Annotated in this window: 12 protein-coding genes; 10 read left to right on the top strand and 2 right to left on the bottom strand. The window is 47.4% G+C overall.

Annotated elements, in window-relative coordinates; genetic code table 11:
- Positions 1-148: 148 nt before the first annotated feature.
- From MHI52_RS20745 to MHI52_RS20715, 7 genes are all read left to right on the top strand, one after another.
- A complete protein-coding gene (locus tag MHI52_RS20745) occupies positions 149-1,843 on the top strand; it encodes a DNA repair helicase XPB (RefSeq protein WP_405157563.1) in 1,695 nt (564 codons plus the stop codon).
- Positions 1,844-1,879: 36 nt separating this feature from the next.
- Complete coding sequence (locus MHI52_RS20740) at positions 1,880-3,598, top strand: helicase-associated domain-containing protein (RefSeq protein WP_405157562.1); 1,719 nt, start codon at positions 1,880-1,882, stop codon at positions 3,596-3,598.
- Positions 3,599-3,750: 152 nt separating this feature from the next.
- Positions 3,751-4,188 (top strand): YlbF family regulator, encoded by a 438-nt coding sequence (locus MHI52_RS20735; RefSeq protein ID WP_036614642.1) that lies wholly within the window; start codon positions 3,751-3,753, stop codon positions 4,186-4,188.
- A 30-nt stretch (positions 4,189-4,218) separates the two neighbouring features.
- Positions 4,219-4,482: a YlbG family protein gene (locus MHI52_RS20730; protein WP_026080981.1), complete on the top strand. Its 264-nt coding sequence runs from the start codon at positions 4,219-4,221 to the stop codon at positions 4,480-4,482.
- A gap of 165 nt (positions 4,483-4,647) precedes the next feature.
- A complete protein-coding gene (locus tag MHI52_RS20725; RefSeq protein WP_017687436.1) occupies positions 4,648-5,085 on the top strand; it encodes a hypothetical protein in 438 nt (145 codons plus the stop codon).
- Between the two features lie 132 nt (positions 5,086-5,217).
- Entirely contained in the window at positions 5,218-6,141 is a 924-nt protein-coding gene (locus MHI52_RS20720; RefSeq protein WP_036614641.1) for a selenium metabolism-associated LysR family transcriptional regulator, read from the top strand.
- A 66-nt stretch (positions 6,142-6,207) separates the two neighbouring features.
- Positions 6,208-7,077, top strand: coding sequence for a PHP domain-containing protein (locus MHI52_RS20715; RefSeq protein ID WP_353881521.1), 870 nt, complete (start codon positions 6,208-6,210; stop codon positions 7,075-7,077).
- Positions 7,078-7,217: 140 nt separating this feature from the next.
- Here the strand turns inward: MHI52_RS20715 and MHI52_RS20710 are convergent, their stop codons facing one another.
- Together MHI52_RS20710 and MHI52_RS20705 are read right to left on the bottom strand one after the other, a co-directional pair.
- Entirely contained in the window at positions 7,218-7,664 is a 447-nt protein-coding gene (locus MHI52_RS20710) for a GNAT family N-acetyltransferase (RefSeq protein WP_076328033.1), read from the bottom strand.
- 206 nt (positions 7,665-7,870) lie between these two features.
- A complete protein-coding gene (locus MHI52_RS20705; RefSeq protein ID WP_405159408.1) occupies positions 7,871-9,643 on the bottom strand; it encodes an NFACT family protein in 1,773 nt (590 codons plus the stop codon).
- Between the two features lie 356 nt (positions 9,644-9,999).
- Here MHI52_RS20705 and MHI52_RS20700 point away from each other — a divergent pair, with 356 nt between their 5' ends.
- The 3 genes from MHI52_RS20700 (at position 10,000) to MHI52_RS20690 (ending at position 15,978) form a co-directional block, all read left to right on the top strand.
- Positions 10,000-12,858, top strand: a complete 2,859-nt coding sequence (locus tag MHI52_RS20700; protein WP_405157561.1) for a calcium-translocating P-type ATPase, SERCA-type — start codon at positions 10,000-10,002, stop codon at positions 12,856-12,858.
- 182 nt (positions 12,859-13,040) lie between these two features.
- Positions 13,041-13,874: a diaminopimelate epimerase gene (gene dapF, locus MHI52_RS20695; protein WP_405157560.1), complete on the top strand. Its 834-nt coding sequence runs from the start codon at positions 13,041-13,043 to the stop codon at positions 13,872-13,874.
- Positions 13,875-14,088: 214 nt separating this feature from the next.
- Positions 14,089-15,978, top strand: a complete 1,890-nt coding sequence (locus MHI52_RS20690; RefSeq protein ID WP_047843687.1) for a bifunctional homocysteine S-methyltransferase/methylenetetrahydrofolate reductase — start codon at positions 14,089-14,091, stop codon at positions 15,976-15,978.
- Positions 15,979-15,984 lie beyond the last annotated feature (6 nt).

The following is a 15,984-nucleotide window of genomic DNA, read 5'->3' as shown; positions in this document are numbered from 1 at the left end:
ATGTTTTTTTTGTGGATTTTATAGATGTTGTTCAAAAAGTCCACTTTTCGGTACTGAAAACTAGACTTTTTGAACGTGCACTTTATAGAGGTTCATTTTCGGAAGTTGCCGGAACTGGACTTTTTTTGTGATAGGAGGAAGGCTCCAAATGGAAGAAACAGAACATACGGTAAGGACAGATGCTTGTATCGTTCAGCGAGATTTTACAGTTTTGCTGGAAGTTGGTCACCCCGGATTCGAAAGAGCAAGAGAGCAGCTTGGGATGTATTCAGAACTGGTTAAGACACCAGCAGCGTTTCATACCTACCGAATCACTCCGTTATCGCTCTGGAATGCGGCTGCGCTGGGATGGAATGCAGATCAGGTCATCGCAAGTTTGGAGCTGGTATCCCGCTGGAACGTGCCTGCTGCACTGATACAGGATGTTCGGAGAATCATGGATCAGTATGGCAAATTAAAGCTGCATTCCGAAGCAGATCACACCAGAATGCGTCTTTACAGTGAGGATGAGCGGTTGCTGGATGAATTAAGTGGATTGAAAACAATAGCTGCCTTTCGCATGGAACGTAAGGACGCTCATGAACTTCTGCTCCCAGGAGAACAGCGAGGGTTATTAAAAAGGGAATTAACACGATTGGGTTACCCCGTACTTGATTACGTGGGATATCGGGAGGGAACCAAGCTTTCATTTGATTGGCGGTCTAATGATCCGGGGGACCACTCTGAGCGGTTTGCGCTGCGTTCTTACCAGAGAGAGGCTGTGGATGCATTTGAAGGCAGTGAGGGCATGGGAGGAAGCGGTTTACTCGTACTTCCTTGCGGGGCAGGAAAAACAGTCATTGGCATGGCCGTGCTGGAGCGGCTTCAATGTGAATGCCTTATTTTGACGTCTAATACAACGTCTGTGCGACAGTGGATTCAGGAAATTCAAGACAAAACCACGATTACCAGCGAACAGATCGGTGAGTATTCCGGTCAGAAAAAACAGGTGAAACCTGTGACTGTAGCTACATATCAGATTCTTACACACCGGAAATCAAAGGATGCTGATTTTACCCACATCAAACTGCTCAGTGAGCGGCAATGGGGGCTGATCATATATGATGAAGTACATTTGCTGCCAGCACCAGTGTTTCGTGCAACTGCGGATATTCAAGCTACGCGAAGGCTGGGATTGACGGCCACCTTGGTTCGAGAGGATGGCTGTGAACAGGATGTGTTTTCGTTGATTGGTCCAAAGCTCTATGATATGCCGTGGAAACAACTGGAGCAGCAAGGGTGGATTGCTGATGTACAATGTCAGGAGATACGTATCCCGTTTTCCCCGGAACTAAGATCAAATTATCTGCAAGCCGAGGTTAAACATCAATTTCGATTGGCTGCCGAGAATCCGGCGAAGGTACATGTAGTTAAGCGTTTGCTGGAACGTCATCGGGATTTGCCTGCGCTAGTGATTGGACAATATCTGGATCAACTTGAGTTGATTGCCCGGGAAATTGAAGCACCTTTGATCTCGGGTACCATGTCACAGCAAGAGCGAATCAAGTGGTTTGCCGCTTTTCGATGTGGAGAGATTAAAACAATTGTGGTATCCAAGGTTGCTAATTTTGCTGTGGATCTGCCCGATGCTGCTGTTGCGCTTGAGATATCCGGGAGTTTCGGGTCTAGGCAGGAAGAGGCACAACGTTTGGGGAGAATTCTGAGACCAAAAGCTGGAGAAAACAAAGCATATTTCTATGCGTTGGTATCAGAGGATAGTAAGGAACAGGAGTTTGCATTAAACCGTCAGATGTTCTTGGTGGAGCAGGGATATGAATATGCCATTGTGCACGAGAACGAATAGTCCATTTATACTCGTGAAAAGAGGAGGGATTGGGATATGTCTTCATTTGAACCAATAGATGAGCCTATGGTACTGAACCTTGATTCATGGTCAAAGCTTGCTTTGGTGGAACAAAAAGTGCTTGGTGCAATTTTTCACAAATATGCCGGTCAGTCTTTTTCCTCCCTCCTGCCGCGAGAACAGTGGGCCATCGAAGGACTAAGTGTCGCAGAAGCCAATTCTTCATTCGCCAACCTTAGGCAGCAAAGATGGATTGAATCTGTATATAAAAGTTGGGGGGAGCGATTATTCTATATTCCTGCTTCGCTGTTGGAGACATTGACGATTGCTTACGCACAAAGAGTGGGTATGATCGTTAAACAGATGGTACAGCATGCTCATGTAATACAGGAAGGAAAGCCGGATACTGCTGCGGAGCTGCTTCATCTGATCGCGTGGATCGAAAGAGAAGGACTTCCTTTGACAGGGAAGGGCACCATACATAAGAAAAGTGTTCAAAAATTAAGTGTGATCACGGTATTATCTTCGACAGACTTTGAAGGTCTGGGCATCCGATATGAACATTCGGATTTGTATCCGACCCACGTAGCAATCCTTCTCGATCTACTGCTCAGTCTGAATCTCGTTCAGAAGTTAGATGGCCAAATTCAGATTGTAGATCATCGGTTACAAACATGGTTGAAGCTCTCGTGGAGACAGATGCATCGGGAAATATATCAAGCGTGTATGGAAAGATACGGAGAAGCTGAACCCGCGTTGCAGCATTTCCGTTATCAATTGGCAGTGTTTGCTCCAGAAAAAAACATATGGTGCCATATAGAGAATTCGGAATTGATACCACGGGTCAGGGGCTGGCTCTACGCACTGGCTGGCTGGGGTTATGGTGAAGTAGGAGAAGATCAGTCGGGAGCGCTGGCATTCCGTTGGCTGATCGAACCGCATAGCCTGTTATATCGAGAACAAGAGATGGTAAGTGAGGCGGAGCCGTGTGGATTTTACATGCAGCCTGATTTCGAAGTGTTGGTACCGCCGGAAGCAGGGCCTGATGTGATCTGGATGCTGGAGCAATGCGCAGAACGGGTGACGCGTGATCGAATGTCCATCTACCGTATGACAAGAGAGCGATTCATTTCGGCCTTAGCCAGAGGGTATGAATTACATGAAGTGATAGAGTGTCTGGATCAATATGCGCTGAAAGGCATACCAGAGAATGTACGTATTGCGTTAGCAGATTGGGGCAAGGAGACGGATGCTGCACCGTTGACTGTAAATCGGAGTATGAAGGTAATGGAGGCAAGTACAGGCTCCGCAGATGATCCGAAGTTATTAGAAAATGATGTGTTGAGCGGTGTATATTCTTCTTTCTACACTCCCGATAATCTAGGTCTGGTTGATGTCCCTGCTTCTCTGCATGGGTTGGAGCGTGATCATTCTGTCATTGAGAAGAAGTTCTCTCTGTTGGGATTTGAGGAGATACCGGAGACCTGGTACAAGGAGTGGCGTCGATATCATAGTTCAACCGCCCGACAGATTGCTGCCAAAGCCATTGAGTGGCAGACCAAGCTGGGGATACAACAGGAAAATCAAACGCAATACCTCATTCCACATCAGGTAGAGGGTCATGAACAATGGACTTTAAGCGGTTGGTGCATGTTGGATTCAAGTGAAAATACATCAGAGACGGAATGGCGTACATTCTCCCCGTCAGAGTGGGATACAATGCGTCTTATCCTGCCAGATGATGTCATAACCTGACTATTTCACGTGAATATCAGGTTGAAAGGCGAATTTTCGAGTTCCCCCTATTTCTAATTGCAGGAAAAACTCTTCTTAACTATTCATGGATATGCTATGATGAGGTAGTCTACGTTAAGTAGAACTTTATATATAGATAGGATGAATATTTCATGAGCGTAGCGGAAATGAACACGGTCGATATGGCCCAAGTGTTAACGGGCGCATATGAACTGGGCGACATGATTAACCAATCTGCCGAAGTATCGGATTATTTATATTGGAAGCAGCAAGTCGAGACTACCCCTGAGATTCAGATGGGGATTCGGAAGCTGAATGCCAAGAAGGAATTGTTTGAAGAAACACAGCGTTTCGGTCATTTTCACCCGGATTATCATGCAGCAAAAGACCAGGTGAAGGCTCTGGAACAGGAGTTGGAAAATTTCGAGGCGGTAATCCGCTTCAAACAGGCAGAGAAGTCCCTGGATGATATGTTATTCCAGATGTCAGAGACCATTGCATTTGCAGTGTCAACGACCATTAAAGTACCGAGCAATGACCCGAATCCGAAGGGCGGCTGCGGTAGTGGCGGCAAGTGTGGTTGCAGTTAAGTAATCATTATAGAAGGGCGGGGAACGATGATGTTTGCGGAAAGGACAGGATTCATTATTTGGGTCAGTGATTTGAAGGCTGCCCGTAATCTCGAAAAATATGGCACCGTGCATTATATCTCCCGCCGTATGCATTATGTAGTCATGTATGTTAATGCAGAACGGGCAGATGATACGATGAAAAATGTGAAGCGACTTTCCTATGTGCGCAAGATCGAACGCTCGTATCGTAATGAGATCAAAACCGAGTATGCCAGCAAAACGATGGACAAAACGAGCTTTTACGGAATATAGACGAGAAACTGGAGGGACCCTTTGGGGTCGCTCTTTTCTTGAATTATACACAAATTGGCTATTGTGAAAAAAAGTTAAACTTACGCCTTGAGGTTGCGGGACTAATGTTGTAATATATTTGGTAATAAATAGATAGAAAGTCCTATCTGGTGGAGAGTGATTCCCATGCGTGATAAGGTGATGCAACGTTGGAGCACCTACGAGCCGTTTTTCGTGGCTCTTGGAGACAAGAAAGTGGCCGACATCGTCATTACCCATCATGCCAAGATGCGGTATGCAGACCGTATTGAGCCTGCACGTAGTGATGATGACCATATTGCGGCGTGGTTATGGGAGTGTCTGAAGCAGGACCGTATAACACCATACTACCGTAATGAACAGGACGTCTACCTGATTGATGAGGATCTGGTGGTGGTCGCCGAATTTTCCGAACTTGAAGGAGAATATGATATTGCGGGCAACCCGCTGCACAAAATGATTGTAGTTACGTTTCTGGGACGTATGTCGGAGACCATTGAATTAAGGGACCTGAAGTCATATTATTCATGGTTAAGACATTCAAGAAGAATGACGCTGGTCAAAAATAGCCGTAAGCATAAGTAAGCCTGAGTAGATTCAATATGTTGAAATCATAGATTCAAGGATTATCGCATGCAGACAAGCTGCATGCTTTTTTTGTTGCCAAGCGAGAAATCGGCTACAATGTAGAGAGTGTAATCGAAGAGGGGCGAAGATATGAATTTTCACCAATTGCATATTTTTTATACGGTAGCAGAGAAGGGGAGTTTCTCGGCTGCTGCACAAGCATTACATATGACTCAACCGGCAGTAACGATGCAGATTCAATCATTGGAGGACTATTTTGGCACCAAGTTATTGCATCGTTCCACCAAAAAAATAGAATTATCCGAGGCTGGCCGGACTTTATTACCTCATGCGAAACGGAGTGTAGAGTTGGTCAGACAGACGGATGAAGCGATGTCGGCATTTACCCAGATGTTACAGGGCAGACTCCAGCTGGGAGCCAGCTTAACAATCGGGGAATATGTGCTTCCACGCATGCTCGGACCATTTGCACTTCAATATCCCGATATTTCAATTGTCATGAAAGTGATGAATACAACGCAAATTATGGATGACATATTGAAGCACCAGCTTAATTTTGGTCTGATTGAAGCGCCAGTGCACCACCCGGACATGATTGTAGAGCCTGTCATGCAGGACGAACTGAAACTTATTGTACCTGCCGGGCATGATTTGGCTAAGCGTAGCAAAGTGAATATTGAGGATGTAATGAATTATCCTTTTGTGCTGCGTGAGAAGGGCTCGGGTACTCGTCAGGTGATGGAAGACCAATTGCAAAAGAAAAAAATTGATCCACAAGATATGAATGTTGTGATGGAACTTGGCAGTACAGGAGCGGTAAAATCGGCCGTGGAGGCAGGGGTAGGTATTACGATGTTATCTCCTTCTTCGGTGCAGCATGAACTGGCTCTGGGACTCGTTCATATTGTGGATATCCGCGGACTCGAATTCAAAAGGCAGTTCTATGCCATCCATCTAAAATCGTCCTTGTTGCCCCTGTCAGCAGTCGCTTTCCTGAATTATCTGCGTCAGCAGGAGCAGCCTAAGTCGGTACATAAAACGGGGAAGGCATAATCGTTGGCAACATCAATGGTAGATAAGATTAAATCATAATCAATTTACACAAAGGAGCTGTTGATCATGGATCAACGCCAAGGACGCTGTGATCTTCATACGCATAGTCAGGCTTCCGATGGAATGCAGCCACCTGCTGATAATGTGAAGCTTGCCAAACAAAAAGGGCTATCTGCGGTTGCCCTAACGGACCATGATACAGTAGCTGGTGTAGCGGAAGCACAGCAAGCGGGAAAAGAGTACGATATTGATGTTGTTGCCGGAGTGGAGATCAGCACTCGGGCTGGTGGGAAAGATATTCATGTGCTGGGCTATTACGTTAATACGGAGGATGAGATATTCCTGCAACGGTTGGCCGGATTACGAGAAGCGCGAGATGAGCGGAATCATCTGATTATCGCCAAGCTGCAAGAACTCGGGCTTGATATAAGCTGGCAGGAGGTACTGGATGAGCTGGGACGCCCGTTAGAGCCGGATGAGAGTATTGGCAGACCTCATATGGCCGATGTGCTGGTGAAAAAAGGCTACGCTGTTGACATGCGGGATGCATTTGATCAGTATCTTGCTGAAGGCAAGCCAGGCTTTGTATCTGTACCCCGCGTTGCACCAGAGGATGCTTGCGAGTGGATCAGAGCCGCAGGTGGAGCCGCTGTGATTGCCCATCCGGGTCTCTATAACGATGATGAATTGGTGCGACGTATCATCGAAGACTCTCATCCAGATGGCATTGAGGTGTTTCATTCGGACCATGGCCCGGAAGAGGAACGCAGGTATGCTGAGATGGCCAGGGAGTATGATCTTATTGAGACTGGTGGATCGGATTATCATGGCAAACGGCAAGGTGTTGTTTTCCACGGGGATCTTGGTAGCAAGACCGTAACGGTTGATGTGTTGGAAAGGCTGAAGGCAGCTGCTTCACAGCAAAAGGGAGAGTAAGCGAGACGTCGCAACGCTCTATCTGACTATAATAAATTCTGTATTACTGGATACATTTAAGATCGAAGGAGTAAAGGACATGCAAGCATGATAGGGCTGAACCTTCATGTTTCCATGTCCTTTTTTGTGTTAAAAAGAGTCTATGTAATGGAATAGTTTACCCAAGCGCCACGTGTAGCCCCGAGACGTTCGAATAATTGCTGGGCTCGCTCATTGGTCACTGCTGTGATCCAAGACATATATGCACATCCATGGTCACGCGTATATTGCTGACAGTGTGCGAATAATTTAGCTTCTGCTTCGCCCTCTCTAAATGTTTCCGTAACAAATAGGTCGTTCATAATGGCGACACGCTCTGCTTTCATCGTGCTGTAGGTAAAGAACAGGGTGGAAAATCCGATAAGCTTCCCGTCCTCTACTGCCACAAATTGAGCACCGATCTTCTGATTAAGCAGGTTGTTGATCAAAAGCTGGATGGATTGATCACCAGGCCAGGGGTTGTTGTAGAATCCCACCACATAGTCATGCATTAATGCCATCAGGGGTTTCAGATCATCAGGTTGCGTTTCTCGAATATGTATGGTCATGATACACTTCCTTTAACTATAAATTTATTCATCACAATCGAATTATTATACATATAAATGAATCAATATTCAATGAGAAAGCTAAATAAGCTGAGCTTCACATATCATTCAAACAAGTAATGCAATAACAAAAATCCCCTGAGCCGTTAATGGTCAGGGGATTTTTCTATTGTTACTGTTACATCGCACCTTATGAGCTAAGCATACTATCCATTTTTAATCGTGGATGGCAGACTCTTGATCAATTCATCATTTGGTGTAACAAACAAGGTCTTCTGATGATCATAGATCACAAAACCTGGCTTCGCACCACTTGGTTTGCGCACATGACGGATAAACGTGTAATCCACAGGCACACTGCTGGACTCCTTGGCTTGGCTGAAATAGGCAGCAAGCTGTGCTGCTTCTTCCAATGTAGCTTCACCAAATTCCGTACTGCGAATAACAACATGTGAACCTGGAATATCTTTGGTATGCAGCCAGGTGTCGTTGGAAGAAGCGAGACGGTTGGTCACGTACTCATTCTGCAGGTTGTTTTTGCCCACAAGAATATCAATCCCCTCGGAGGAGGTGAACTGGTGGACGGTTGGACGGTCACTTTTCTTCTTCTTTTTACCTTTTTTATTGCGGTCACGAAGGTATCCCTGTTGCACAAGCTCGTCCCGTATTTCCTCAATATCGTTCATCGATGCAATGGAGAGCTGCTGTAACAGGTTATCGAGATAGTCGATCTCGTCTTTGGTTTTGCCAAGCTGCTCATGAATGACAGCCAGACTGTTCTTGTATTTGTTATAACGCTTGAAATAACGTTGTGCGTTGTCAGACGGTGTGAGCAGTGGATCAAGCTGAATGGTAATGTTGGCTTGGTCTTCATCGTAGAAGTTCACAAGCTCCACGCTCTTGTCCCCTTTGTGAACCTGATGCAGGGAGGCAAACAGCAACTCACCCCATAGTCTGAACTTGTCCGCATCGTCCGCTTCCAGCAGGTCCTTGTTCAGGTTGTCCAGCTTTTTGATGTTTTTGCTTCGCTCATTCTGCAGAAAACGGAGCAGATCACTTACTCTCTGTTTTACCGTGTCCCGTTCAGCCTTGTCTCCGTAGTAATCCTCCATGCACTTGCTCATCGTGTCATAGGTTTTCTCCAAATCCTGAATACTCTGAAGATGAACGGCCGAGAAAATCATTTTGCCTTTGGCGTTCATTCCAGTTACAGGCGTGTAGATATGATCTCTGACAGGCCCCATCACGGCTTCAAAAGCGTTCCAGAGTGCACCAGCCTCAACTCGGCTTTCACCCTCAATCACAGCTTGAGTACTCACTGTGCCCTCAGCAGCAATTCCACGAGCAGCAATCTCTCCCGCAATTAACGGGCTAAGACCGCTAAAGGAGTTCACAAGCCAGCGTGATGCCTCTTCCTCAGCGGCATGATAGCTGTCCTCGAATGCTGTACGACTCACTTCGAGCGGATTACTTTTATGTTGCTCGGGTGGGGCAGTATACGCGAATCCAGGCATGATTACCCGGTAGCTACTGATGGAAGGAGTCACATGATGAATGCCATCCAGAATCGTTCCTGTAACAGGATCAAGCAAAATAATATTACTGTGACGCCCCATCAATTCAATGATGATCCGTTTAACCGAAACATCCCCCAGTTCGTCGCGCTGGCGCACATTGATGTGGATAATACGCTCCATGCCAATCTGACGGATCTCCTCAATGATTGCACCTTCACAGTGCTTACGGAGCAACATGCAGAACATGGGTGCTTCCGTAGGGTTAAGGAATGTCTTTTCCGTATAATGCACACGGGGATAGGTTGGGCTTGCCGAAACAAGCAATTTACTATTTCCGCGCTGAGCACGCAGGGTGAGAACTACGTCATGGCCATTCGGCTGATGGATTTTGCTGATACGTCCACCAATGCAGCCTTGCAGTTCATGAACAATGGCCCGTGTTACAATGCCGTCCAATGCCATTTTTTCCACTTCCTCTCTCTATCGAGCATCTGCATTTATCATGCCAAATGCTTCATCTATATAACTGAAACGTGCAACCAGGTATGTAAAAAAACAAGGACTGGCTACAGATTCTTCGTTGCTTGCCTGTTGAACGCTGGAATTGGTACTGCGCAGAACATCGCAGACTTTTATTTTAGCCTATTCTGTCCATCAGGGAAAGGATTCACCTTCCGGGTGCTAATCACAGACCTGTCCGAATACATATAGAGCAGGTAGTTTGTCCGGCATAGTGTACAGCCTGTCGACCAGCGCGCCGGTGAGTCATGTGAGCTTATTTTGCAGATGAAATACAGACTGGGAGGGAAACTTGAAGCATGGAACATACCAAGTGGCATCAACTTAGTGATGAAGAGCTTCGTAACACTCTTGGCGTCAGCCCGCAGGAAGGATTGACGGATGAAGCCGTAGCAGAGAAGAGGAAAGTGGTCGGTTCGAATGAGCTGAGCGAGGGGAAACGCATTTCTCCAATTACATTGCTCTTGAATCAGTTCAAGGATTTTATGGTGCTGGTGTTAATGGGAGCAACGTTGGTATCCGGATTACTGGGTGAGTATCTGGATGCGGTAACGATTGTGGCTATTATCGTACTGAATGCAATTCTGGGGTTTGTACAGGAATTCCGGGCTGAACGATCTCTTCGTGCATTGAAACAGTTGTCTGCACCTCTTGCCAAAGTGCTTCGTTCAGGCCAGGAAGTACACCTTGCCGCCAAACAACTTGTCCCTGGGGATATTGTCATGGTGGAGAGTGGGGACCGCATACCCGCTGATGTACGCTGGCTGCAAACGAACAGTCTGGATGTCGAGGAGTCGGCACTTACCGGGGAATCGGTTCCTGTAAGCAAACATTGCCGTCCGATTGCGGACGAGGACGTTCCGCTGGGTGATCAGAAGAATATTGGTTTTATGGGTACCATGGTCACTCGTGGCACAGCCAAAGGTGTGGTTATCCGTACGGGGATGGAGACGGAGATGGGCAAAATCGCCGATCTGATCCAAAATACGGAGGAGCAAGAAACACCGCTACAGCACAGGCTGGAGCAATTGGGCAAAATTCTGATTTTTGTCGCATTGGGATTAACCATTATGGTTGTCGTCGCAGGGATATTGCACGGACAACCAGCTGTTGGCATGTTTCTGGCAGGGGTCAGCCTCGCGGTGGCTGCCATACCGGAGGGTCTGCCGGCCATTGTAACCATTGCACTCGCACTAGGCGTGCAGCGTATGATCAAACGTAAAGCCATTGTACGCAAACTGCCTTCTGTCGAGACCCTTGGTTGTGCATCCGTAATCTGTTCGGATAAGACTGGCACGCTCACCCAGAACAAGATGACGGTAACGGATGTGTGGTTGGAGGGACGTAACATCAAGGTTACCGGGGATGGTTATGCACCTGAAGGGCAGATGCTGGAGAACGGTCGTACGGTGGAACTGAAGAGTGACCAGTCCCTGCGCAGAATGCTTCAGATCAGTGCGCTTTGCAACAATGCGAGTATTGTGGAAAGTGCTTCAAACGAGGTGGGGAGCAAGAAAAAGGGCAAGGATAACAAAAAGGACAGCAAGAAAAACACGAAAAAAGGTGACCTCCAAGAAGAAACCGTTCAACGAGATAATGTATTTTGGGAGCTGAAAGGCGATCCGACGGAAGGGGCACTCGTCACACTGGCCTCCAAAATGGGGCTTACTCCTGCCGGACTCAAAGAGTTGTATGCCCGCCAGCAGGAATTCCCGTTTGATTCGGAGCGTAAACGCATGTCGGTCCTGGTTCATCATCAGGGAGGCCGAATGATCTACACCAAAGGTGCACCGGATGTGTTAATCGGACACTGCAGTTATATTTTGTGGGAAGGCAAGGTTGTACCTTTCACTGGAACGCTGCGGCAGAAAGTGATGGCAGCTAACGAGAGCATGGCCGGAGCGGCACTACGTGTCCTTGGAATGGCCTATCGTGAAGTGCGGCCGGAAGAAAAAGTGGCTGACGAACACGCCGCCGAGAGTCAGCTTGTCTTCGTAGGACTTGCAGGTATGATAGATCCACCGCGTCGTGAAGTGCGAGATGCGATTGCCACATGCCGCAAGGCGGGGATACGAACTGTCATGATCACAGGTGATCATGGAACAACGGCAGAAGCCATTGCTCATCAGTTGGGGATTCTTCCCCGCGGAGGGGCTTCGTTAAGTGGTCAGCAACTGGCAGGCATGACAGACGATCAACTGGATAAACAGGTAGAGGGCATATACGTGTTCTCAAGGGTATCTCCGGAACACAAGCTTCGCATCGTGAAATCGTTACAGCGCAAAGGGCATGTCGTCGCCATGACGGGTGATGGAGTTAATGATGCTCCAGCCATTAAAGCAGCAGACATCGGGATCGCGATGGGCATTACGGGTACAGATGTCACGAAGGAAGCTTCGGCGCTCATTCTGAGTGATGATAACTTCTCAACCATTGTGGCTGCCATTGAAGAAGGCCGTAATATTTATGAGAACATTCGCAAGTTTATCCGTTATTTGCTGGCATCAAACGTGGGCGAAATATTGACAATGTTCTTTGCAATGATGATGGGCCTGCCGCTACCACTCGTGCCTATTCAGATTCTGTGGGTTAACCTGGTGACGGATGGTTTGCCTGCAATGGCGCTCGGGGTAGATCAGCCTGAGAAAGATTTGATGGAACACAAACCCCGTGGAGCCAAGGAAAATATTTTTGCGCGGAGACTGGGTTGGAAAATCGTTAGCCGGGGTGTGTTGATTGGATTATGCACACTCGGAGCGTTCTGGCTTACCCTTCAGGCTGCACCGGATAATCCGGGTCAACTGATCAAGGCGCAGTCTGTGGCTTTTGCTACACTCGTTTTGGCACAGCTTATTCATGTCTTTGACTGCCGTAGTTCGCGGTCGATCTTCCACCGGAATCCTTTACAGAACAAATATCTGGTTCTTGCCGTGATTTCATCGGTTGTACTGATGCTGGTTGTCATGTACGTTGAACCATTGCAGCCGATCTTCAAAACCGTACCGCTTGGTTTGCGTGAATGGGCGATCTGCATCGTTGCTGCGGGCATTCCAACGTTCCTTATGGGTGCAGGCAGCGTCTGGGGTGGTCGTCGTAACCGCCGCCGTATGGGTGGTTCTGGCCGCTTCGTACCGAAAAGTACAAAGTTTTCGGCATAAAATCAATACCTTTTCCTGACCTATTTCGTTATGCTATCCTCAAAATGATTCGAAGCGAGAGCTTTGGCATTTTGCAGGATAGCTTTTTTGTGTAAATGTTGAATATGAATTTCTATGGTAATCCTGTAGAAGAGCAAGAATATAGCTTTGGTAGCAGACTGCCAAAAGGAGTGGGCAAGATTATGGAATTTACGAAAATGCATGGACTTGGTAACGATTTTATCGTTGTATTTGGTGAAAAGGAGCTTCCGGCAGATGCAGCAGAACTGGCTGTGAAATGGTGCAACCGTTTCTTTGGCATCGGTGCGGACGGCCTGGTTTATATACTGCCTTCAGAAAAGGCAGACTTTCAGATGCGTATCATGAATTCGGACGGTTCGGAAGCAGAGCAGTGCGGTAATGCCATTCGCTGTGTATCCAAATACGTATACGATCATGGTCACGTGAACCTGGAGCAGATCACCATTGAAACGATTGGTGCAGGGGTACAACCTGTGAGTCTCAACATTCGTGATGGTAAAGTGGAAACTGTTCGTGTCGATATGGGTGAGCCGATTCTGAACGGTCTTCAAGTGCCTACAACGGTGGATGCCAACCCAGTGGTTGATCACTACATTGAAGCGAATGGACATGCGTTCAAATTCACTGCCGTATCCATGGGTAACCCGCATGCGGTTATCTATGTTGATGATGCTGTGAATTTTGATCTGACAACCTGGGGACCGCTTCTTGAAGTACATCCGATGTTCCCGAAAAAAATCAATGTGGAATTCGCCACAGTTCGTGACCGTGGATATGTGGACATGCGTGTATGGGAACGCGGAGCGGGTCCAACACTAGCTTGCGGAACCGGAGCTTGTGCGACACTGGTATCCTCTGTCCTGAATGGACATACAGATCGTACAGCAGTCATCAGCCTCAAGGGTGGGGATCTCCACATTGAGTGGAATGAAGCTGACAATCATGTGTACATGACTGGACCTGCTGAAGTTGTTTTTAAGGGTATCACTTCATAAAAAGTGAAAGGTTTAACCAAAGGGGCCTGCGGGCCTCTTTTTTTGTCAAAAAGGACAGGTCGTGTCTCCTGTACAGAGACATATTGGGGGCTGTATGGCAAGAAAGTCCATATGAGCTGGATACTCATTAAAAACCTGTGTTTTTCTTCGTTTTTTAGCGTTTTTTGTGTTACATTAGTATGTAAATGATCACAGCTAGGCGGGGGGAAATGGGATGAAGGCGGATTTGCGCAAAGTTATGCAGGAACGGGTTCTCGTTGGAGATGGGGCCATGGGAACATTTCTGTACCAAATGGGGTTCCCGGTGGGGATTTCATATGAAGAATTAAACTTGATTTCACCTGAAGTAGTGGCGGATGTACATCGCCGTTATCGGGATGCAGGTACAGAAATATTTGAAACAAATACGTATTCTGCCAATTACGACAAGTTGTCCAAGTTCGGTCTGGAGTCCAAGGTGGAGGACGTGAACCGTGCCGGCGTACGCATTGCCAAAGAGGTAGCTGGAGATACCGGTTATGTGCTTGGTGCAGTTGGTTCCATTCGAGGTGGCAAGCGGACGAATGTATCAACGAGTGAACTGAAACGCTTTTATCAACAACAGATCTCTGCACTGCTTGATGAAGGCGTGGATGGCATTTTGCTTGAGACCTTCTATGATATCGAGGAAATGGATATTGCCCTTTTGCAAGCGCGCAAGCTAAGTGATCTGCCCGTGATTGGACAGTTCGCGGTAGAGGATGTAGGACACACACTGGACGGATATACAATGCCTGAAGCCTTCCGTATTATGCGGGAGCAGGGTGCGGACGTCATTGGTTTTAACTGTCGCTCAGGTCCAAACGGGATTATGCGTGCCATGGAAACCGTCTCGGGACGAATTGGTATTCCAATGTCCGTCTACCCGAACGCGGGTGCCGCAGATTATGTAGATGGTGAGTTCCGTTATGGTGCGACTCCGGAGTACTTTGGTCAGACGGCAGTGCAATTTGCTGAACTGGGCGCTCGTATTATCGGTGGTTGCTGTGGTACGACACCTGATCATATTACCGCTATGAAAGAGGCGCTTGCTGACTATGTGCCTTCGCCTATTCTGGAGCCTGATCCGTCAGAATCTAAACCGCGTATTGTGTTGCATGAAAATGTGGATGAGCGTTCCGGACGTGGCGGACAGCCTACGATCGTTGATCTGGTCAAGCATCGTCACACCGTTATCGTTGAACTTGACCCGCCACGTGACTTGGACATTGCCAAGTTCATGAAAGGTGCCGAGACACTGAAAGCAGCCGGAGCCGATGCCCTGACACTGGCCGATAATTCACTCGCGGTTACACGCATGAGCAACATGGCGCTGGGTCACCTCGTTCAGGATCGCACGGGCCTTCGTCCACTGGTGCATATTGCCTGCCGTGACCGGAATCTGATTGGAACGCAGTCCCACATGATGGGGTTTGATGCTTTGAGTATTAATCATGTACTGGCTGTAACAGGAGATCCTGCAAGATTTGGCGATCTGCCTGGTTCGAGCTCGGTATACGATCTGACTTCTTTTGAAATCATACGCATGATCAAACAGTTGAACGATGGAGTAGCTTTCTCAGGTAAACCACTGAAGCAAAAAGCTGGTTTTGTAATCGGAGCAGCATTTAATCCCAATGTGAAATATTTGGAGAAAGCTGTACAACGTCTGGAGAAGAAAATTACCTCTGGCGCTGATTACATCATGACACAACCGATCTATGATCCTGAGTTGATTGTAGCAATGCACGAAGCGACCAAACATCTGGATGTGCCCATTTTTGTAGGTGTAATGCCGCTAGCGAGTGGACGGAATGCAGAGTATCTGCACAACGAGGTTCCCGGAATCCAGCTTTCGGATGAAGTGCGTTCCCGTATGGCAGGTCTGGAAGGCGAAGAAGGCCGTGCGATGGGAGTGAAAATTGCCAAAGAACTGCTGGACGTAGCAACAGCGCATTTCAAAGGCATCTATCTCATGACACCGTTTATGTTCTACGGCATGACGGCCGAACTGACTCAATACGTATGGGAGAAGTCGGAGCATCAATGTCCTACTTGTTTCAACCCTAATAATCAATTACAATAGTAAAAC

The organism is Paenibacillus sp. FSL H8-0283 (genome assembly GCF_045040675.1).
GTDB lineage: Bacteria > Bacillota > Bacilli > Paenibacillales > Paenibacillaceae > Paenibacillus > Paenibacillus amylolyticus.
This window is presented reverse-complemented; position numbering and strand designations above follow the sequence as displayed.

Excerpts from the sequence above, each read along its gene's own strand:
- MHI52_RS20720 (WP_036614641.1), top strand. The coding sequence starts at position 5,218 with ATGAATTTTCACCAATTGCATATTTTTTATACGGTAGCAGAGAAGGGG.
- MHI52_RS20705 (WP_405159408.1), bottom strand. The coding sequence starts at position 9,643 with ATGGCATTGGACGGCATTGTAACACGGGCCATTGTTCATGAACTGCAA.
- MHI52_RS20715 (WP_353881521.1), top strand. The coding sequence starts at position 6,208 with ATGGATCAACGCCAAGGACGCTGTGATCTTCATACGCATAGTCAGGCT.
- MHI52_RS20745 (WP_405157563.1), top strand. The coding sequence starts at position 149 with ATGGAAGAAACAGAACATACGGTAAGGACAGATGCTTGTATCGTTCAG.
- MHI52_RS20710 (WP_076328033.1), bottom strand. The coding sequence starts at position 7,664 with ATGACCATACATATTCGAGAAACGCAACCTGATGATCTGAAACCCCTG.
- MHI52_RS20725 (WP_017687436.1), top strand. The coding sequence starts at position 4,648 with ATGCGTGATAAGGTGATGCAACGTTGGAGCACCTACGAGCCGTTTTTC.
- dapF (WP_405157560.1), top strand. The coding sequence starts at position 13,041 with ATGGAATTTACGAAAATGCATGGACTTGGTAACGATTTTATCGTTGTA.
- MHI52_RS20730 (WP_026080981.1), top strand. The coding sequence starts at position 4,219 with ATGTTTGCGGAAAGGACAGGATTCATTATTTGGGTCAGTGATTTGAAG.
- MHI52_RS20690 (WP_047843687.1), top strand. The coding sequence starts at position 14,089 with ATGAAGGCGGATTTGCGCAAAGTTATGCAGGAACGGGTTCTCGTTGGA.
- MHI52_RS20740 (WP_405157562.1), top strand. The coding sequence starts at position 1,880 with ATGTCTTCATTTGAACCAATAGATGAGCCTATGGTACTGAACCTTGAT.
- MHI52_RS20700 (WP_405157561.1), top strand. The coding sequence starts at position 10,000 with ATGGAACATACCAAGTGGCATCAACTTAGTGATGAAGAGCTTCGTAAC.
- MHI52_RS20735 (WP_036614642.1), top strand. The coding sequence starts at position 3,751 with ATGAGCGTAGCGGAAATGAACACGGTCGATATGGCCCAAGTGTTAACG.